This is a genomic window from Spartinivicinus poritis (genome assembly GCF_028858535.1).
Classification (GTDB): Bacteria; Pseudomonadota; Gammaproteobacteria; order Pseudomonadales; family Zooshikellaceae; genus Spartinivicinus; species Spartinivicinus poritis.
Map to the genome: position 1 here is coordinate 53,940 of NZ_JAPMOU010000005.1, position 21,338 is coordinate 75,277.

Here is a 21,338-nt window from a genome sequence, read left to right on the forward strand (position 1 = left end):
TAAAGGAAGTAGTTAATCGTTCAAATGAAGTGGTTAATTGTATTAATACTCACGTTGTTGGTATGTAGTTATATTGCCTGGTTAGTCTATAGCGAGTGGTTGCAATTCCAAGCTCAATACGCGCAACGGGGGCTGGCAGCCAATAACTGGCAACAGCGCTGTCAGCAAGTGTCCAGCCAATTAGTCAAGCAGAGTCATTGGCAGGGGTTTCGAGATTTTGTTGTCACTAAACGGGTGGTCGAAAACCCAGTAAGCGATATTATCTCATTTTATTTGCGGCCCCGTGATGGGTTGCCATTGTCACCTTTTGCAGCTGGCCAGCATGTGACGGTCAGGTTACCCATTGGGTCAAGGGTATATACCCGCTGTTACTCATTGTCTGAATCGTATAATCCGGACTACTACCGGATTAGTGTGAAACGAGCAGATGCGCCTGCTAAGACGAATCACCCGGCAGGCAAGGTTTCTGGCTATCTTCATGAAGAAGTCTATGAAGGGGCTGTTGTTGAAATTCGAGAGCCTCAAGGCAGCTTTGTATTACCAGAAAGTACTATAGAGCCATTGGTATTTTTAGTGGCAGGAGTTGGCTATACCCCTGTACTCAGTATGCTCAAGGTACTAGTTAACCAACCATTTCCACCACCTGTCGTCGTTTTTTACTGTGTAAGAAATGGCTCCCACCATGCCGCTAAAGACGAGTTCGAAGCGTTGCAAACGCAATATCAGGGGCTGCACCTCTATGTTAGCTATAGCCATCCTCGTTCTGCTTTGGACTGGCCTGAAATTGATTACCAGCTTAGTGGCCGGCTAAATGGCCAAACATGTCTGGATATGTTAGCAGAGCTTTCTATTCAGCCCTGGCAATGCCAGTACTATTTCTGTGGGCCTGAAGCGTTTATGACTAAGCTCCAGCAAGAGTTGGCGGCTAATGATATTGATAGCAGCCAGTTTCATGATGAATGCTTTAGTGCCACAGTTACCCACCAAACACCCCTTTTAGATGCACCAGAGCTTGCTGAGGTGGTGTTTTCATCTTCTGGTCGGCGTTCGGAGTGGCTTCAAGGTGAAGATCGTTGGTTGCTCACCTTGTCAGAAGAGGAGGGAGTCAGTATCAACAGCAGCTGTCGCAAAGGCTCCTGTGGTTCTTGTATGACTGAGATTCTTGAAGGAGAAGTCGGTTATCTCAAAGACCCAGAGTTTCTCAATCAAAAGCAGGCCAATCATTTTGATACATCTCGTTACTGTTTACCTTGTGTCTGTTATCCAAAAAGTAACCGTTTAGTACTAAATGTCTGACAATCGCGCAATCATTACAGAATTAACTAGGATTATATAAAAAGTGCTTGGTAGTAGGAGTTTGGAAGTGAAAGCATGGGTCTGGTGTTTTATTTTTGGGGTTGCTGCTGCAACCAGTCAAGCAGCCGACTTATTGTCTGATTGGCAGCCTTCATCAGTGGTAGGGCCCGCTAAATGTCAAAAATGTCATAAGCCACAATACAGAGTGTGGGAAGATTCACCTCATAATATAGGGTTTCTTGATGAGGAATTTGATAGTGAGGAAATTGCGGAGAAAATGGGGGTGTCTGACCCAGAAAGTAGTTCAGCACTTTGTTCGCAATGTCACTTCACGAGAGGCGCTAAACTTCATGGTGAGCTAGCAACAGTCTCCTGTGAATCCTGTCATAACCCCGCCAAAAACTGGCTTGAAACCCACGGCACTTATCGAGATGCAACGGGTAAAAAAGTAAACAAAAAAGAGCAAGAAGCACCTGCTCAACGCCAGAAGCGCTTAGCTGCTGCAGATCGAGCTGGAATGGTTCGGCCTGGTCATGCTTATCGACTGGCAAAAAATTGTTTGAGCTGTCATTTGGTCCCTAATCAAAAACTGATTAACCAAGGTGGCCATCCCTCTAAGTTAACATTTGAGCTACTCAGTTGGTCGCAAGGTGAGCAAATTCGCCATAACTTTAGTTTGGGTAGCCATAACCCGCCTGTGTCTAAATCCCGGCAACGACTGCTCTATGTTATGGGGCAAATGGTTCAGTATGAACTGCTGCTAAAAATGACTCAGGGTGCAACAGGCAAATATGCTCAGGTGCAAAAAGAAAAATTACAACAAACCCGTAATCGACTTAAACAGATTCAAACAAAGTTGGGTGATCCAATGGTAGCGAAGGTGTTATCAGCAACCAATGCTGGACAAGCTGCCCAGGCAGCCAAAGCCTTTGCGAATAAGTATGCGCAGGGAATCAGCTCTTCAGCAGTTGATTCATTATTACCTGCAGCGAATACCTACAAAAACTAATGTCATTATGGTCTACAGGTGCTTGAGGCAAGCACCTGTAGACCATAGATTAATGATTGATCCAGCAATGGCTGAAGACCTGACTATTTCTCAATCCCACAGCACCTGGCAACTTGATGCAACTTTATTGGTATTTGAGCCATTCCGTACCATGGTGTCTCACCACCTGCAGCAGCGATTGCGTAAGCTGCAGGGGCGTTATCAAAGAAATCTGATTAAGTTAGGTCGGCTTCCCAGGGTACAGCTGCCGTTACAACTTCAGGCAGTCACAGAGCTGATTCATAGCTTGAATAGCTTGTGGCAGGATATCCAGCTTGTAAGCCACTGGGTAAAAAATGACTCTGCAAATGAATGGCTAGCAGCTTTTTTAGGAAAAGATACGACAGAAGCAGCACATCAGCTTGCTCAAAAAGAACTCCAACCTTTGTTATCCATCTTGCTACATCATGCCACCATCCGAACAATGGAAAAAACGGCAGTCGTGGTACGACAGAGTGAGCATGCAGGCAATGCTTATCTGTTATTAGCGGGGCAAGCCTGTGCCCTACAAGTCAAAGAAAAAGCACTATTTCGGCAGCGCCCTGAGCAGCACCCCTGGTATCAGCGGCTCAAGCAAAATTTATTACCTAGTCAGTGGGTCGAGCGCCGTGATACCCGTCGCTATGATGCTGCTCAGCAGGTGACTGTCGCCCAAGGGCGCGATAGTTATTTACGGATCCCTGACTTAACTGAAGCACATCAGCCAGGTACCCCAGAACCTAAGTTATTAGAGACAGGTGAGTTATTTGGTGCGGTTGCTGCCTTACAGCACAGCCCTCATTATCGAACTATTGTGGTCACCAGTGAGCAAGCGATTCTGCTGGAAATCCGTTGGCAAGGAGTCAGGCAACTAGCCCGATTTGATCGAGGGTTTCGCCAGTTTTTAGATGAGCAGTATCGACGCCATCGGCTACCCGCATTATTGCAACAGCAACCGATTTTATTGGGGTTAAATAAGTCCCAGCTGGAGCACTTGGCGACGGTTGCTGAGTTGGATAGCTATGGTGCGATGGATTGGAAATCGGTTTCTGATCAAAACTCTGATCAACGTAAAAGCCGAATAGAGCAGTCGGAACCGTTAATTATTAAAGAAGGCGATTATGCCAATGCCGTCATTTTTATCCGGGCAGGCTATGCTCGAAAAAGTAAGGCTTATGGGCATAGTGAAAGGGCATTGGATTACCTTCGGCAAGGCGATAGTTACGGGTTTCAAGAGGTATTGGGAGGTATACAGCTGCGTAGCCAGCAGGTGAGTGAACTGTCAGAAGCGCATTTACCTCGTTATAGCTGTACTATTCGGGCTGTCGGTTATACCGATATTATTAGAATTCCTGCCAGAGAACTGGAAAAAGTATTAGCAGCCAATAAAGCATCTACTCCTCCTGAAGCCCCTCAACCAGCAGCATTACCTCCCAGCCAACAGCATGAGCTGTTAGTTCATGAAGCATCAGACTTACTGGAGTTTTTTATTGATCAGCGCTTTATCTATGGTACTCAAACCATGCTGATTAACCTTGATCGGTGTACTGGCTGTGATGACTGTGTGAGAGCTTGTGCTTCAGTGCATGACCAAAACCCGCGGTTTATTCGTCATGGCCATCAGCATGGTGGTTTTATGGTAGCTAATGCCTGTATGCAATGTAGTGATCCGCTGTGTTTAGATGGCTGTCCTACCGGTGCCATCTATATGAATAATGCAGGCACTGTAGTAATAAACGACGATATTTGTGTAGGTTGTAGCACCTGCGCTGATAACTGCCCATTTGACAATATTCAGATGGTAAAAATAGTGGATGAGCATGGTAAGCCGGTTCATGCCAATGACCACCAAGGGAAATTGGTGCCGCAGTTAAAGGCCACCAAGTGTGATATGTGTACTGGGCAGCTAAATAGGCCAGCTTGTGAGCTAGCTTGTCCTCATGATGCATTGAGACGAGTTGACATTCATCAAGTAGAAAAAATTAGAGATTGGCTGGCATGACAGGCAATAAAAAATGAACTCATATGTTGTAAGGCGTCGGCTGGTTTATTTATTGGTGCTGGGATTATTGCTGGCAAGTACGCTGATTTTACTTAGCTTGTCTAATTTATCCATGCCCAGTGAGGTCTACTGTACGGGCTGGGGACTACTGGCCGTAATGGGATTGCTGGTTAGCTATCACTGGCGCAAAAAGTTGTTATTTCTGAATTTTGGGGGGGTGCGTTATTGGCTGCGGCTGCATATTTTATTTGGGCTATATGGCGTAGCCTTATTTTTTATTCATATTGATTTTAGTTGGCCCAAGGGGCTGTTTAATCAATTGATTGCGACTGTTTTTTTATTGGAAGTGGGGTCTGGCATGGTGGGTCTTTATTTATCCCGCACTATGCCTCCACGGATGACATGGCTGGGGGAACGGTTATTGTATGAAAAAATGCCAGAGTATTATCAACAGTTGCGCCAGCAGGCTGAAGATCTGGCTTTACAGGCGGCGGCCGAGCACCACACGGATACCTTAGTAAAATTTTACAACCGTAACTTACAAAGTTTTTTGCTGGGGGCAGCCAATTTTTGGCCCCATGTGTTTAATAGTGGTCAGGTGCGTAGCCGCTGGGCTTTGAAGTTTGAAGGGCTACAGCGCTATCTGGTGGAAGATGAGTTACCTGTAGTAACGGAGCTAAGAATATTGGTGTTTCGTAAAATTGAGCTGGATAAACAGTACGCCATTCAGGGGTTATTACGGCGATGGCTGTTTCTACATATACCTCTTGCTTACGCATTATTTATTTTTGTTTTGGCTCACGTAATGGTGATTCATAGCTTTTCTGGGGTTTAGGTTGATATGAAAGGAGAGCGTATTCAACCGTTAGCCCACCGGCAAAGCCGTTATGTTAGGCCCAGCCAAGAAGGAGCCATTACGCGGTTAAAACGTAGTCGTCTGGCATTTGTGCTTTTTTTGGTTGTGTTATTGGGGTTGTTTATCATCTTGACTCATACCCCTTGGCGCCAGCAATTGCTGTTTCCTGGTGCACTGAGTAGTCAACATGGTAGTCAACAGGATCAGTGTATCAGTTGTCATGTTAGAGCAAATGACCCTGTTATGTCCTGGCTATGGCACACCATGCAACCCCTGACCTTGGCTCAACAAAGCCAAGGCTGTATGAGCTGTCATCAACACAAGCACCAAAAGGGTGTAGTGGCCCATGGGTTAGATGAGCAAGCTATTCGTACTTTATTACCTAAAAATATTGAACAACAGCAGGCTGATCAGCATTTAACTGAATTAACCAGTCGTAAACCACTGGGGTGTTTTAACTGCCATACTGAGCACCAAGGGACTGCTGGAGAACTAATAAAACTGTCGGATACAGAATGCGACAGTTGTCATTTAAAGTCTCAGAAGGGCTTTGCTAAGCAGCATAGTGACTTTTCTCTGGCCCGAGATACAGGTATTCAGTTTAATCATGATCGCCATCAGGGTGTATTCTCGGAGCAAGGAAAACTGTTTCAATGTCAGCAGTGTCATGGTGAGAAGCCAGAGCCAGTGTTTCCAAATTTTGATCAACAATGTTTAAGCTGCCATGAGGAAACCATTGAAGAGCCAGTCGTATTACTGGCCTTACCCCGTGTAGCCCAAAAAACGCCTGATATTGGTGAGTGGCCCAAGCAGCGTGGTAATAAAAGGCTTTCTGCTGCAATGGCAGCATTACTGGCAGAGTATGGTGTACCTGACAAGCCTGCGGACAAGTCAAAAAAGGCAACTCAGGCTTATCAGCAGCAACTTGCAAAGGGCTATAAACAACTCGTTCAGGATATTTTGCAAGATAATTTACAGGAAGCTAAATTACTGAAGGTGCAAGGTAAGCTGATGGCAGAGGGATTATTTAAGGAGGCTGATGCTGTACGTCTGTTGTTGCATGATTGCAAAGCATTAATGCCATTGCTGACTAATTTACAAGAACAGTGGTTTCCAAGCCTATTAAAAGAACAAGCTAGCCCAACAGATAAGCCAAAAAAATCACCGCGAAAAGCCCTTAAACCTGACCAGCAGTGGGGAGCAATGGGCAATTGGCAATTAACCCGAAAAGGTTCTGTGGTTGTATCTGTTAATCACCATGCACGAATCAGTGAAATTAAACGTATTGAAAAACAACTGGAAAAAGGTGAATTATCTTCAGAAGATGCCAATACAGGGTGTTTACTGTGCCACCAAATACAAGATAATAAAATTGTATGGCAGTATCAACCAAAACCACCGATGCCCACCTTTAAATTTAAGCACCAACCCCACTTGGTAGGTCAGCCAGAAACCGTATGCTTAAACTGTCATACCCGTTCAGCAGCTAATACAACAGTAACACAACAACAGTCGAGTGATAGTGAAGCAGAAATTAATGAAACTGAAGAACAACAAGTGTCATCAAGTTGGCTATTTTCACCAGTAACTAAACAGCCTTGTGTCAGTTGCCATAAAGAAGAAAGGGTAGGTGAAAATTGCTTGCTTTGTCATAACTATCACTTTGAAGAAGCACCTTGGGCGAAGGCGCTTCTTAACGATTAGTTTATACGGCTTTTATCCTGAAACTGCATTGTATAGTTTTTTATTGAGGATTTGGTTCGGAGAGGATGTCATCACAAAATACATTACCACCAAATTCTAATACGCCTTGTGGAAAATTAACCTGCTCAGTAAGTTGACCAAATTCATAAACATTCACATCTAGTGTAGCTTTCATTGATTTCATAATAGGCTGATCACCGCCTAATACAAGCATTGATGGCATTCTAGAAATATAAAAGTCGTTGATGTTAGCTTTTGCATCTACAGTAATTTTTTTTGTCAATTTATTAAATTCAATATGTAGTTCACCCTTGCAAGCATCCAGTGTTCTTTTCATACTGAGGCCGGCAATGGCAGGGTATAGTGTGATGTCAGATTGTTGGGAAAGATAACGGCCTGCCCATAGTTCAATAGGGATACTACCAGCAGCTGCACCAGTCATCATTAATTGTTGCTTATCATTGATACCTAGTATGTACATAAAACTTGGCGAGTCTTCCTTGGTGTACCAGCCTTTGTCTAAATAAACAGTGCCATAACCCCCATAACTTTCATCATTATCACTATAGCTATATTGAACGGATGTACCCATCGTAAAAATAAACCATTTACCACCGACAAAAGGGATGTCAGTAATAAATCCATAAGGTGTTTGTCCTGGATTACGGCCAGACCAATAATGCTTGTGGTTACTGATAAATTGCATCGAAAAATTAAAGTCAGGTAGTGTTAAAGTGATTTGTTTATCATTGGCATCAACTTTACCTGGAATGCTGTAATGAAAAGCTGTTGAGCCAGAACCACTGGATTGTGTCATGACTTCATCAAAAAAATAATCATAAACTTGCATCTTGCCTTCCTTAGGGGCATATACAACATGCACATACCCCTTTTCCTTTAAAGTAGGCGAATCAGGCATAATGTAAGTTTGTAAACTTATCTTGAAGTAACCCATAGCAGGGTCATTTAAATAATAGAACCATTGTTCACTCCAGGGTTTTTTAGTGGGTGAGTGAGGTTTAATATCTTCTAATGTAGTGGCACTGACAGCGTTGGAAAATAGAACAATGAAACAAGTTAATAGTAGAGTTTTTAACATAGTAATTGATAACAGTTAGTTAATTGGTTTATTGTCCTGCCCACTCATATTGGATACCTTCAATCATGAGCAGGCTATTTATTAAGTGGATTAGTTACATACAAACTTTGGCATCAGCAAAATGTTTGCCAGATACACAGCGAGCACCGGATTGACAATGTTCATCCGTTTGGCAATAACACTCACCACTGGCATTACAGCCTGGGTTTAAATAGTTAATTAACGGGTCTTGGTTACTGACACGTTCCCAGAAGGGATTAGTAAAAATATTATAAGGGTCAACTTCTTGTTTAAAGGCAACAAACTCATCCCATTTAGGATAACGAGAAGGCATATTTTCAAAAATGGCAATGGAATTTTTACCCCAGTGCGGTCTAGCTTGATATTTGCGAAGTGACATTTGTTCAATTTCTAAATTAACGAAATAATTTTTAGGCACTGCCTCTCCTTTTTGGCGTAATGTGTATTCAGTACTTATATAAGCTGAATCACGACCCGCATTCATTCCTAAATAACTAGGGGAAGCTTTGCCAAAGCGAAAGTAAATACCATTTAATGGAAAACAAGTGCGAGAATGCTTGGCGATAATTTGTTTAACATCTTTAATCCAGTTAGGAAGTTGTTCAAGGGGAATAGTGACTTCTTGTAAAGCGATAGGTAAACGATCCCAAATGCATTGATCGGGCTTTTTACATTGAAAGTATTGCATCCGATCTGAATGGCCTACTGGGCTTTTCAGTTTTTTGCCGGTGTCAATATCACGGTAATAGGAGCTGGCCCTGGCATTATAGCGAACACTAGCCGCAAGGCATTGTAAGCTGGAACCAGGAAACTCATGAAGGGCATTAAACAATAACCCATACATATATTCCTGAAAGTCAGATACATCAGCCTGAGCATTGTAGGCATTACCTGGCGTTTCCAGTGGTACTGGGTTATAAGTCGTGACGGTATAACGCCCAAGCCCTGGAAACCAGGCAATATTGGCTGAATAATTGTCTTTGGCTATGGTTAAGACTTTATCTTCCAAGCCGTTATCGTTTTTATAACCTTTAACATCAGCTTTAACCTTAAAAGCAGGCTCTAGCTGAATAGTGACTTCGACAACAATACCCAATACCCCTAAGTTTACTCTGGCAGCATTGAGGGATTCTCCTGTTAATACTCTAACGTCTCCTAATCCATCAACAATTTTTAACTCAGTTACATAGTCAGCAATCATATTGCTTTTTTTATGCAGGGTAGAACCATGGGTCCCACTGCCTAACATACCACCAATGGTGAATGTGCCTAGTTCAGTGACCATGTTGACAGCTAAAGCTTGCTCCCTTAAAAAGTCATTTAATTTATTAAAGCGCATGCCGGCTTGTACGGTAATGGTTTTATTTTCCGCATCAAACTTAACCACTTTATCCATATTTTTTAAGGTGACTTGGATTTCTCCACTTTTGGTACAGGCGGCATCAATTTGACTGGCAAATTTACGATTGCCTGTCATAACTTTTCTATTTTCATCAACGGCTTGTCGTACAACTTCTTGAACTTCTTCTATTGAGTGAGGATCATAAATAATTCCTGGCTTGCATTCAAAGGTGCCCTGGTAATTGGTTAGGGTTTCTTGGTCTCCTTCTAGCCAGGCGAGGGCGGCTTTTGAAATAACAGCAATAAAGGTAATGGCGACAAAAATAACTATTTTTCGTTTCACACTAAATCTCCTTGTGTGGTGGATATTTAATTAACTCCTTGCTTATATATTTACTTTCCAGATACAACCTAAACGATGTGGTAACTAATGTTAACTGAACCGGGGTAAAATATGACGTTTGATGGCTTGTTGGACCTGCCGTGAATGGAATGACAGTTTTTCTTTAAAGTAGCCTGCTATATCAGCTTGATAGGCGGCAACGGGGCGTTTATTAATGGTAGGCACCCAGAGAGCGTGATTGGTAGTAGCAAAATGAAGTTGTGGGCTGGCTAAAATACAAATAGGCCCTTGTGCTAACTGCTTGCCATCGAAAATCCAGAACTCCTTGCCATTAGAGTTTGCATGTGATGGGTATTTGCGTACAACCGCAGTAAAAATATAGCCATCATCTTGAGTATAACTACGGTTTTTGGCCATAAACTGAGGTGTACGCATCACACAGTCTTCAGGGAATTGGTAGCTGTCTGATATAGCCATTTGCTGACAATCCATATGAATAAGCGCAGACGGAACTGGATAACTAGGCAATTGATCATTACGAAAGAGGCGGTTGGGATAATTTTTATAAGCATCAGCTACTCGCTTGACGACATGCTCTGGTCGGTAGCCAATTGCAGCCCAGTAAATATGGTCAAATTGTTCTGGAAACTGAAAATGGCCCCGATAAGCAGGATCATTGAGATCCCAGCAGACTGCTTGGTCTCGAATTAGTTGGAAATCAGAAACAATTTCTCTAACTGAGTCACTCAATACTTGCAGGCGAACTCTGACTAGTCCACCAACATCCACTGGTGCAACTGGGTAACCCGCAATGTCTGAGCTGACATACCCCCCAAATAATAACTTTTCATGGTTAAACTGAGGCTCTGATTTATCCATTGCGCCTAAATACTGACCATATAAAGTAATTTCATTATCATAGTCATCATAATTACACACGATATCCGACGTATCAAAGTTTAATTCAATATAATCAGCGACTACTTGTGAATTATTGGATTGCAAATCTGCTTTGCGAATGATCCAAACTGGCGTATGGTGGTTTTGTGGTGTTACTTTTTTAGAGCCAAGAATGCGCATATTTTCGACACGAGCAGCTGTTTCAAAAATCAAAATATGATGACGTGTGACGCCTAGCGAATGAGAGGTTGCAGTAATAAAAGCATTTTTACCTTGTCTGTTAACGACATTCCAAGTTTTAAAATTACCCACTAAGTCCCATTGAATCAGTCGTATAAAACTGTTTCGTAGTCCAGAAGTCCCCATATTACCACCATAATTGATGGTGAAACATTCATTTCTTTCTAAGTCAAAATAGGGATGACCTGTAGTGCGAACTTGTGGAAATAACCATTTATCAGGCGCAAAGGCTTCTGCAATGGGAGGGAGGCTGGATTTCCATTCATCTACTTCTCCAATCGGGGTAATTAAGTCAAGTGTGGTTCCGTCAAATTCATAAGGGATTCCCCCTTCATAACTTAGGGCGAAACGATTGTTACCTAAATAATTAGGAGCTGTATTACAGTAATTCATAAAGCCTAAATTAGGACTAAAGTAAACAGTACCTCCCAATAGATAAAATGGGTCCAATAATCCACTGAATTTGTCTTGTAAAATGGCAGAGGGGGTTTCAATCATCTTGCGGGTAAAACGCGCTTGCCCATGAGTAAAATCAACTCGAGATAAGGCACCCTTACCGTTAGGAGAAAGATGGTTTTTCTCTAATGGAATGCCTTCAGCAATAAAGACATGGCCGTATAAATCAGCAGGAAGTGAGCCCATAACAATATCTAGAGGGCCTGAAGCAGGCTTTAAACTACTTTGCATAATTACGTTAGGAAAAGACGAAGCAGGAATTAATGCTTGATTGGATAGGGTAATACCTGGCATCAAGCCAGTAACCCCCGCAGCTTTAATAAAGTCCCTTCTTTTCATAGGTACTCCTATCCACTTGAGTGAAGATAAAACTTACAAGTACGTTATTATATTTTTAATGAATTTTTATGACAGATGATATAAGTCTAAGTGACTTCAGCATATTACACGAAATTGAAGGATGGCAATAAAAATTTACAAACTGAGCGGTATTGTAGAAAAAGCTAAACTAAGCTGAGCGTTAACATTGAAATTTGATTGCATTATTTTGATTAAACCGTGTATTGTATGAAGAGTACTTAATAGTTGGCTTATTGATATTGTTACGGTAAATAGTAACCATAATCAATGCTGAGTGATTTTAGCTAAATTGAAATAATAAAGTCATATTTTTGGCTTTGTGATAATATAAAAAGAATTATACGTAAGTATAAAGTAGTGCAGTATAAGGACTAAATATATAGGAAAAAATAGTTGCTAGTTATGAAAGTCTGTACTTACCCGCTATAAGCTGTTTTTAAGTGGTTAAAAAATAGACTTTAGCGACTTGATACCCAGGGAGGGGCAATGATGCAGCAACTCATTAATACACTTCTCGTCCGACCGTGGTTTACCTTACTCGTTTGTCTATTGCTAATTATTGCAGCTTCTTATGGAAATGGTTTATTAACTTTCAGGGGGGATTACAAAGTTTTTTTTAGTAAAGACAACCCTCAGTTAGTTGAGTTTGAAAGTATGCAAAAAGAGTTCAACAAGACTGAAAACATGACGATTGTACTAGCCCCAGATACAGACGATGTTTTTACCAAGTCAACCTTAGCTTTGATTAAAGAAATAACGGAGGAAGCCTGGCAAACACCCTACTCATCCAGAGTTGATTCATTGACCAATTATCAATATACCTATGCCAAAGGAGATGATCTAATTGTTGAAGACCTTGTTTTCGAGACAGTGGACCTTAATCAAACAAAGCTTGAGCAAATTAAGCAAGTAGCAATTAATGAGCCTGACTTAGTTAATCGATTAATTTCTCGCACTGGGCATGTGGCTGTTGTTAATATTACTGTTCAACTACCTGAGCGTGATAAGACTGCTGAAACACTTGAAGTGACACAGTTTGTTAAGAAGTTAACAGCCAAATATAAAGAGAAATATCCAGACATCAGCTTTTATAATTCAGGCATTTTATTTATAGACTATAGCTTTGCAAAAGAAGCACAATTAGATGCTGAACTGATTATTCCTTTAATGTTTGTTGTTATTTTAATTATGTTGGGATGGCTCTTGAAGTCGATTGCCAGTACTTTAGCAACGTTAGTGTTGATTACAGTGACAATAGCAGTAACGATGGGTTTAGCAGGTTGGGCTGGATTTGCTTTAAATACTGCAACAGTCAATGTACCTACTTTAGTAATGACACTTGCTGTGGCAGATTGTGTTCATATCACTTCCTCTGTAGTCTTTGCAATGCGGCAGGGGCAAAGTAAGTTAGCAGCCATTAATCATAGCTTAACCGTTAATTTAAAACCAGTATTCTTAACCAGTGCAACGACTGCACTTGGTTTCTTATCGATGAATTTTTCCGATGCAGATACTTTACAAGAATTAGGAAATTTAACGGCTTTAGGGGTAGTTATAGCTTTTGCTTTTTCTGTTACTTTGCTTCCTGCATTACTGTTGTTATTGCCAATGAAAGTAAAACAGCGGGAATATATTGATAATAACATGAACCAACTAGCTGATTGGGTCATTCTTCACCATCGTAAAATATTACCTTTATCTTTATTATCAGTCATTATATTTGGTGGACTAATTACCTTAAATACTGTAAGTGATGATGCAGTGAGCTACTTTGCTGAAGGAACTGAGTTTAGACGTTCCGCTGACTTTTTGGAAGAAAACTTATCAGGTATGTCTTATGCTGACTTTTCAATTGACTCTGGAACAGCAGGTGGTGTAAATGAGCCTGCGTTTCTTCAAGTTGTTGAAAAGTTTAGTCATTGGCTACGGCAACAGCCTGAGGTTGATCATGTATTTACTATAAGTGATACACTGAAACGCTTGAATAAAAACATGCATGGGGATGACCCTGTTTGGTATAAGTTGCCTGAAACAAGGAATTTAGTTGCACAATATATATTACTCTATGAAATGTCTTTGCCTTACGGATTAGATTTAAACAATCAGTTAAATATTGATAAGTCTGCAACTCGAGTTGCATGTACCATAAAAAACATTGGCAGTAAAGAGTTTATTGCTTTTGAGAATAGAGCAAAACAATGGATTAGAAATAATGCACCAGAATTGAAAGTAACAGCCGCAAGCCCATCGCTTATGTTTGCTCATATTGGAGAACAAAATATGGATAGCATGTTGCAGGGAACATTTATTGCGCTATTATCTATTTCATTTGTATTAATTATTGCATTACGTTCATGGCGATTAGGCCTCATTAGCTTGGTATCGAATGTACTGCCTGCATTGATAGGTTTTGGCTGTTGGGCATTATATTCTGGTCAAATTAATCTAGGGCTTTCTGTGGTTTCTAGTATGAGTTTAGGCATCATAGTAGATGATACAGTTCATTTTTTGAGTAAGTATAAATTGGCGAAAGGGTTAGGAAAGTCGAAAGAAGATGCTATCCGTTACGCTTTTGTCAATGTTGGTCGAGCCTTGTGGATTACAACGTTGGTCTTAGTCATAGGGTTTGGTGTGTTAGTATTATCATCATTTCAGTTAAATGCAGACATGGGGCTGTTGACAAGTGTTATTTTAGTCATTGCATTACTAATCGATTTTATATTTTTACCTGCTTACTTATTGATATTTGATAAGCAAAATGTACTGCAACAAGTACCTGAAGCTGCGATAAGTCATTGAAAATTTGTAGAGTGAGAAGGAAAAAATGATGCTGAATATTATTATGAATAGAGCAGATATAAGGCAAGTATGGTTAGTCGTTATAATAGTGCTATGTGGAACTACGCTACAAATAGCGAAGGCAAATGTATATGCAGAAAAAGGGTTGCAAATTGCCAAAGAGCGAAAAAAAAGGGATATGGGGTGGGGTGATAGTATTTCTGAAGTGATTATGACTTTGCGAAATGCAGAAGGCAAAGAAAGCATTCGGAAAATGCGGATGAAAAATCTAGAGGTGATAGATGACGGCGATAAAGGGCTAACAGTCTTTGATCAACCAAGAGATGTGAAAGGTACTGCTTTTTTAAACTATTCACACCCTACGGAGCCAGACGATCAGTGGTTGTATTTACCAGCACTGAAACGAGTAAAACGGATTGCTTCAAGAAATAAATCAGGCCCTTTTATGGGAAGTGAATTCGCTTACGAAGACTTAACCTCATTTGAAATTGAAAAGTATCGTTACGCTTATTTAAAAGAAGAAGTACTTAATGACGTCAATTGCTTTGTTGTTGAGCAATACCCATTAGACGATTTTTCAGGTTATAAACGATTGGTGGTATGGGTAGACCAACAACATTATCGTCCATTTAAAGTTGAATACTTTGATAAGAAAAATTCCCTATTAAAAAGCTTGTTATTTAAGGATTATAAACGCTACCTAAATAAGTATTGGCGAGCAGCTACAATGGAAATGATGAACCATCAAACAGGTAAAGTTACTGAGCTTAAAACTCTCCGGTTAGAGTTTAATACGGGCTTAAATAAGCAAGACTTCGATAAAAGTAGTTTGAAACGAGTTCGTTAAGTTAATGAGATATTGTTTATTTGGCATTATATGGCTAAGTTTAAGTAGTAGTCATGTGTTGGCAGTTGATGATATTGCTGGTTCATTCAGTCTAGAGAATAGATTTTTTCTAGAAGAGGGCTCACAATCGGATCGACCTGATTATCAGTTAAGTTTGAGTATTGCGCCTGAGCTTTACTGGGCATCAGAAGATGAAAAAGAGAGTTTAACCTTAGTATCTTTTTTTCGTTGGGATAATCAAGACAGTGAGCGTACCCATGCTGATATACGTGAGTTGATGTGGCTGCATGTGGGCAATGAGTGGGAACTAAGAGTTGGGGTAGGCAAAGTATTTTGGGGAGTAACAGAATCTGTTCATTTGGTTGATGTGATCAATCAAACAGATTTTGTTGAAACTGTAGATGGTGAAGAAAAACTAGGGCAGCCAATGCTATTTGGGAGTTGGATTAAAAGCTGGGGTACCTTAGATGTTTTTTTATTACCATGGTTTAGAGAGCGAACCTTCCCTGGGGATAATGAGCGTTTTAGTCTATCGCTACCAATCAAGGTAAATAATGCTGAGTACCAGTCTTCGGCAGAACAACAGCATGTTGATTTTGTTTTACGTTGGAGTCATACAATAGAAGACTGGGACATTGGCACCTATTATTTTCATGGAACATCAAGAGATCCAGATTTAGTTGTGAAGTTTAATGGATTGGGAAACCCAGAGTTAGTGCCTTTTTATCCTCAAATGAAGCAATTTGGGGTAGATATCCAAGCTACTCTGGGTGCATGGCTGTGGAAGCTAGAAGCGATTTATCGAGATAGTACAGAGAGTTATTGGTCTACTATTGCTGGTTTTGAGTACACCTTTGTGGGGGTATTGAACTCGAATTGGGATATTGGTGTACTAGCAGAGTACCAATATGATCAACGGGGAACAGCAGCGCCTATACCACACCAAAATGACCTATTTCTGGGAGGACGGTTTGTAGTTAATGATGTTGCTGGCACAGAAATATTAATGGGTGCAGTGAAAGACTTAAATTGGCATCATAGTTATTCTGGACTAGTTGAAGCCTCTACAAGATTGTCTAATCAGCTTAAACTTTCTCTAGAAGCTTATTTTTTTGCTAGTAATAATATAAGGGATGCTAACTATCCATTTAGAAATGATGATTATATTCAAGTTGGCTTGAAATATTATTTTTAGTATTTATCCCCTTCGCTTGGGATATGGCTGTTATCTTCTTAACATTTAAGAAATAATTCGTGAAGGGTATATCAGGCTAGTGATATACCCATTTTTAGTTAGTCAAAAATAGTTCGGCTAGATCCTAATATTTTTTTAGGGTCAAATCGGTATTTCAATGTTTTAACCATTCTCCATTTACGCCTGTAGTGTCTTCGCCAATCCTGTCTCGTCATTGGTATTGCTCCAACTGGGTACTGAAAGCCACCAGCAGCAACCACTTGTTCATATATTGCTTTATTTATCTGCATTAATGCCTCTGCTTGCTCTATTGTAGGAGGGATGGCATTGCGCATTAATGAAAAATAAAAGAAATAATGGTCTTTAGGTATTTTGAATAATGGTGTGTTAAATGGCTCACAGCTATACCCTGAAAATAGAATTGGTCCACCACCCATATCATTTGGGTTTAAATTCGACAGTATATCAGAAATAACAGGCTCTGCTTGATTGTCTGGAATTAGTAAAGGACACCAGGGGTGAGGGTAGTACCATACACCTATTTTTTTTAACTGCTCAACAATGGGAGCTAAACGATTTAAATAAGCAAAAAATGGCATGTCCTGTATAACTTCAGTTCCGATGTTATAATTGAGCCCATTGAGTTGCTGGGCATTATCGGGTTCGCTACCTGGCTCGAAATACTTGGTTGCTTGTAGACTAAATTTCCAGCCACCATTATTATTGGGTTCTGCTCCCCCTTGAACAGCACTAAATCTTTTATCTTTCAAAAGTTGTTTATTATCACTGAGGAATAATGATAGATCATCATAATAAAGCTGATAAAATCTTACTTGTGAGGGGGCTGAAGTAAGTTTCATACGTGCTTCAACTATAATCCCAAATTGACCTAACCCTGATCTTAGTGCATGAAATAGTGAAGAATAATGAGTTGGAGAGCAGGTTATTAGTTCCCCCTTTCCTGTGACTGCAGTTAATTGTAGTACATTGTCGGCCATTGTACCGAATTGATAGGATTGAGCACCTAAACCTCCAACGGATAATGTTCCACCAACAGTTAACTCAAGAAAGTCAGTTACAATTGGTAAGGTCAGTTGATGAGGTAACGTATGATTTAAAAGATTAAACCAATTTGTACCTGCTTCAACGAGAACACTTGTATCGGTTATCTCTTTTACTGTGGTGAGAGACGACATATCTATTACAACACCAGCGTTGACTTGTGCTTCTCCTGCGGTTGAAAAACCTTGACCTCTTGCAGTAACATTGATTTGATGAACCATTGCAAACCGCACCATTTTTACAATATCTTGTACTGAGGCTGGTTTGAGTACGGCTCTTGGTATTAGGTGAATAATATGACCAAAATCGTCAGCGGCTTTTTGTAATGAGTCGTTATCTGTAAGTAGTTCACCTTCGAAGTCAGGAAAATCATTAGCTAAAAAGTGGTACTGATGATCAAGGAGGGTATCTGTTGTTGCCCAACTTCTAGTTTGTAAGTTAAATCCGATAATAATACCGGCAGTGAGAACTCCTTTTATTGTTTCCCGGCGAGAGAGCTTTTTTTTCATGGCTTGTTTTCCTTAACTAGCAACTAAAGCTGTTTTACAATACTCATTAACGCTACTTAACTATTATTGTTAAGTTCTATTTTATCTCTAAGCTATTGATTAAGTTTTACTCATGTCATGTTTTGAGGGTAAGGATCGTATCATTTCTTTTGTAATATTGGTTTTCCCTTTTTGTTTTAAAGCTTTCATAGTTTTAAGTATACTCCATGGCATTGGGATACTCGGTAGATGGGCAAGCTCCCAACGAATTCCAGTAGGGTCAGTAAAGAAAACAGCATAATAACCAGGCGCGTAAATAGGGTATTCAGCAGGAGTATCCGTTACTGTTACATTTTCTTTTAGTAAAAAATTTTTATGGAAATAATTAACCTCTTTTTTGTTTTTAGCCCATAATGCTATATGGTGAATACCTGTAGAATGCTCTTGTGAGTTTAATATAGTACCCTTTTCGGCAGGTTGAATACCAATATAGCTATGCGGAAAAGGGTATCTTGCTACATAATAAGTAGAGCAGTAACCTAGATTCATTGTCCAAAAGCTATTATAACCTAACCAGCCAAACATGCGATCATAAAACTTGATTGACTCTTCGTAGTTAACGACTGAAAACTCTACATGACAAATGCCTTTGAATCGCATTGATAAACCCTTTCCTTGAATTAGCTATTAATATCCCTTTTTTATTGGTTATATACCATTCGCTTTGGCTATATTATATCTAATCCATAAAAGTTGACATCTCTTCGCACACTATGCCAAATGATTTAACAAAATGGTCAATTTCTTCTTTAGTGATGATAAGAGGAGGCTGAATTCTCATCACAGTGGAGCTGTTTGCAGTAATGAAAGTGAGAATGTGATGATCATTACCTAGCTTGGTTACAAAGCGCATACAAAACATTTCGGCTAATGATTTTTCCATTTCTTTTATCACACCAGACATATGGCCTTTTAATTCATCAGGCAAAAACTGGTAAGTACGAAACCAGTCTCCGGGAAAGCGAGTTGCTAGCTCATTGGCGCAAGCCTCAACAGCTCCCTGAAAATTTTGTTTAAATTGAATACCTAACATTAGCCCCTGGCCGCGAATAGCTGATATAAAAGGGTATTTGGATGCAATTTTTTCAAGCCCTTGTTTTAAATATAATCCCTGCTTATCAGCTTTTTCAAATAATTTTTGCTCAATAATAGAATTAATGGCTGCTAATCCAGTTGTTGCTGCTAGGTTACCGCCACCAAAAGTCGATGTGTGAACTAGAAATCGACCACTAGTGCCGTACGCGGCATCCCATATTTTTGCAGTACTCAGGGTTGCTCCTATAGGCACTAATCCACCTGATAGTGACTTAGAAAGAATAAGAATATCTGGATTAATATTTTCCCACTCACAAGCAAATAACTTGCCTGTACGCCCCATACCGGTTTGAATTTCATCTACTATAAACAAGGTATTAGTTTGACGACAAAGGGTTTCTGCTGCTTTTAAATAACCTGATGGAGGAACATAAACACCTCCTTCTCCTTGAATCGGTTCAATAATGAATGCTGCGGTATCTCTTTTTTCAAGTACTGCCCTCAATGCGTCAATATCACCAAAGGGGACGCTGACACAGCCAGGTAATAATGGCCTGAAATGTTTACAGTGTTTTTCTCGTCCAGTAATCGATAAAGCACCTAGTGTTTTACCATGATAGCTATTGTCTGCATATACCAACTGTGGGCGATTACTTGCTGCTTTCGCGAGTTTAATTGCAGCTTCAACAGCCTCTGCACCTGAGTTACTAAAAAAGACGCGCTCCATTTTTCCTGGAGTGATTTGGCATAGGCGTTCAGCCAACTGAGAAGTTTGTTTCGGGATGGAAATATATTGTATAAAGTTTGGTGTATCACTTTGTAAAAACTGTTGAGCAGCCTCTACAACAGCTGTTGGGTTATGGCCTAAATTTAAACAGCCATAACCTGCAACCATATCCAGATATTGAGTCCCATTGGTGTCTGTTAGTGTCGACTTTTCTGCGCGTTCAAACACACGGTCACAGTGTTGCATTTGCAGAAAGTCAGCCATCATCGGATTAATGTGGCTTCGAAATCGATGTATGGTTTGAGATCGAGTATCTACTGGTAAATGTTGCTGAGAACTTAGTTCTGTATTGACAGGGCTAGTATGGGTTTTATCGATAACACGATTAAAATGGTAATGGCGGAAATGTTCAATCGCTTCTTTACTGATGCGATGGCCATAAGATGCTAACGGTAGAGTAAAAAAACCATGTTGCTCAGCAAGTTTACCTATTTCAATCACTTTTTCAGGGGCTAAATCCCGCCCAATAGAAAAGCATTCAGCTCGGTTTTCTAAAGCGAGTACCATTGTTTCTGCTAAGCAGCCGTTAAGTTGTTGTTTAATGCCTAAATTTAATGACTCACCACCAAATTTCACTTGATTGGATGCTGTAACACAGCCGCCATCAATAATTAAAATATCGTTACGTGGTGTTACGAGTTGTGTGACGTCTCTTGGTAAAGCAATATCAACAACAATTGCACCTGGCATGAGTTTGTTTGCATTAATGACGCCACCCGATGAAGTTGCAGTTGCATAAATTAAGTTGCGTTGATAGCAATCATCAATCTTATCAGTTACCGTTATTTTATCATGCCACTTTTCAGGGATGTCTTCTAAAATTTCCGATTTACTGGCATTACGTGTTCTATGAACTAAATCAAGGTGACATCCTAGTTTGAGTAGCAGTTTGGTTAACGACAGACAGATTGATCCAGGATAACCAACAATCGCAATTCGGGTATTGTCTGGCTTTAGCTTTAGCCAATCTATCAGTTGTACGATAACTTTATATCCAGAATAAGTCGTAAGAGAATTACCACTGGTTACAGGAAGCTTTGCTTGCTTTGCTGTTTCTAAGCCGCGCTTGCCAATAATAGAAGTGAAACCACCTAGGCCCACTAACTGAGAGCCCATTAATTCCATGGACGCAATGCCATCAAAAATACGTTGTTGAACAGTTCGTGCTGACTGGAGCATTTCTTCAGCAGTCATGGGTAAATAATGAACAATACCTTCACATACACTACCTGTTGCAGATTGTATTTGCCCAAAGTCAACAAATGGTATTAAGTTACGATGGCTCCAAAGTTGTCGGTCATAACCACTGTGTAAGTCTTTTGTCGTTCTATCGAACATATCAAGCATTTTAACATATCGTTTAAGGCCGATAGAGGTTGGGTGTGCAATGAATCCAAATTTCATTTGTGACTCTCCATAA

Annotated in this window: 14 protein-coding genes; 8 read left to right on the top strand and 6 right to left on the bottom strand. The window is 40.3% G+C overall.

Going from position 1 to position 21,338, the window contains the following annotated elements; all coding sequences use genetic code 11:
• The first annotated feature begins 24 nt into the window (after positions 1-24).
• The 5 genes from ORQ98_RS05865 to ORQ98_RS05885 all read left to right on the top strand — a co-directional run bounded on the left by ORQ98_RS05865 (position 25) and on the right by ORQ98_RS05885 (position 6,885).
• Complete coding sequence (locus ORQ98_RS05865; protein WP_274687853.1) at positions 25-1,296, top strand: 2Fe-2S iron-sulfur cluster-binding protein; 1,272 nt, start codon at positions 25-27, stop codon at positions 1,294-1,296.
• Between the two features lie 67 nt (positions 1,297-1,363).
• Entirely contained in the window at positions 1,364-2,305 is a 942-nt protein-coding gene (locus ORQ98_RS05870) for a multiheme c-type cytochrome (protein WP_274687854.1), read from the top strand.
• Between the two features lie 52 nt (positions 2,306-2,357).
• Positions 2,358-4,325 (top strand): 4Fe-4S dicluster domain-containing protein, encoded by a 1,968-nt coding sequence (locus ORQ98_RS05875; RefSeq protein ID WP_274687855.1) that lies wholly within the window; start codon positions 2,358-2,360, stop codon positions 4,323-4,325.
• 13 nt (positions 4,326-4,338) lie between these two features.
• The gene (locus tag ORQ98_RS05880) at positions 4,339-5,160 is read left to right on the top strand and encodes a hypothetical protein (protein ID WP_274687856.1); all 822 of its coding nucleotides are present in this window, start codon (positions 4,339-4,341) and stop codon (positions 5,158-5,160) included.
• Positions 5,161-5,166: 6 nt separating this feature from the next.
• Complete coding sequence (locus tag ORQ98_RS05885; RefSeq protein ID WP_274687857.1) at positions 5,167-6,885, top strand: hypothetical protein; 1,719 nt, start codon at positions 5,167-5,169, stop codon at positions 6,883-6,885.
• A gap of 40 nt (positions 6,886-6,925) precedes the next feature.
• Here ORQ98_RS05885 and ORQ98_RS05890 read toward each other — a convergent pair whose 3' ends face one another.
• The 3 genes from ORQ98_RS05890 to ORQ98_RS05900 all read right to left on the bottom strand — a co-directional run bounded on the left by ORQ98_RS05890 (position 6,926) and on the right by ORQ98_RS05900 (position 11,624).
• Positions 6,926-7,984 carry a hypothetical protein gene (locus ORQ98_RS05890; RefSeq protein ID WP_274687858.1) on the bottom strand — a complete coding sequence of 353 codons (1,059 nt, stop codon included), beginning with the start codon at positions 7,982-7,984 and terminating at the stop codon, positions 6,926-6,928.
• 94 nt (positions 7,985-8,078) lie between these two features.
• The gene (locus ORQ98_RS05895; RefSeq protein WP_425347672.1) at positions 8,079-9,659 is read right to left on the bottom strand and encodes a D-arabinono-1,4-lactone oxidase; all 1,581 of its coding nucleotides are present in this window, start codon (positions 9,657-9,659) and stop codon (positions 8,079-8,081) included.
• A gap of 120 nt (positions 9,660-9,779) precedes the next feature.
• Positions 9,780-11,624 (bottom strand): carotenoid oxygenase family protein, encoded by a 1,845-nt coding sequence (locus tag ORQ98_RS05900; RefSeq protein ID WP_274687860.1) that lies wholly within the window; start codon positions 11,622-11,624, stop codon positions 9,780-9,782.
• A 507-nt stretch (positions 11,625-12,131) separates the two neighbouring features.
• Here ORQ98_RS05900 and ORQ98_RS05905 point away from each other — a divergent pair.
• The 3 genes from ORQ98_RS05905 to ORQ98_RS05915 are packed head-to-tail and all read left to right on the top strand — an operon-like array spanning position 12,132 to position 16,486.
• Complete coding sequence (locus ORQ98_RS05905) at positions 12,132-14,444, top strand: efflux RND transporter permease subunit (RefSeq protein WP_274687861.1); 2,313 nt, start codon at positions 12,132-12,134, stop codon at positions 14,442-14,444.
• A gap of 25 nt (positions 14,445-14,469) precedes the next feature.
• Complete coding sequence (locus ORQ98_RS05910; protein ID WP_274687862.1) at positions 14,470-15,291, top strand: outer membrane lipoprotein-sorting protein; 822 nt, start codon at positions 14,470-14,472, stop codon at positions 15,289-15,291.
• Between the two features lie 4 nt (positions 15,292-15,295).
• Positions 15,296-16,486, top strand: coding sequence for a hypothetical protein (locus ORQ98_RS05915; RefSeq protein ID WP_274687863.1), 1,191 nt, complete (start codon positions 15,296-15,298; stop codon positions 16,484-16,486).
• Between the two features lie 98 nt (positions 16,487-16,584).
• Here ORQ98_RS05915 and ORQ98_RS05920 read toward each other — a convergent pair whose 3' ends face one another.
• The 3 genes from ORQ98_RS05920 to pigE all read right to left on the bottom strand — a co-directional run bounded on the left by ORQ98_RS05920 (position 16,585) and on the right by pigE (position 21,322).
• Positions 16,585-18,057, bottom strand: coding sequence for an FAD-binding protein (locus ORQ98_RS05920; RefSeq protein WP_274687864.1), 1,473 nt, complete (start codon positions 18,055-18,057; stop codon positions 16,585-16,587).
• 99 nt (positions 18,058-18,156) lie between these two features.
• A complete protein-coding gene (locus ORQ98_RS05925) occupies positions 18,157-18,696 on the bottom strand; it encodes a VOC family protein (RefSeq protein WP_274687865.1) in 540 nt (179 codons plus the stop codon).
• A 79-nt stretch (positions 18,697-18,775) separates the two neighbouring features.
• Positions 18,776-21,322 (bottom strand): prodigiosin MAP biosynthesis aminotransferase PigE, encoded by a 2,547-nt coding sequence (gene pigE, locus ORQ98_RS05930; protein WP_274687866.1) that lies wholly within the window; start codon positions 21,320-21,322, stop codon positions 18,776-18,778.
• Positions 21,323-21,338 lie beyond the last annotated feature (16 nt).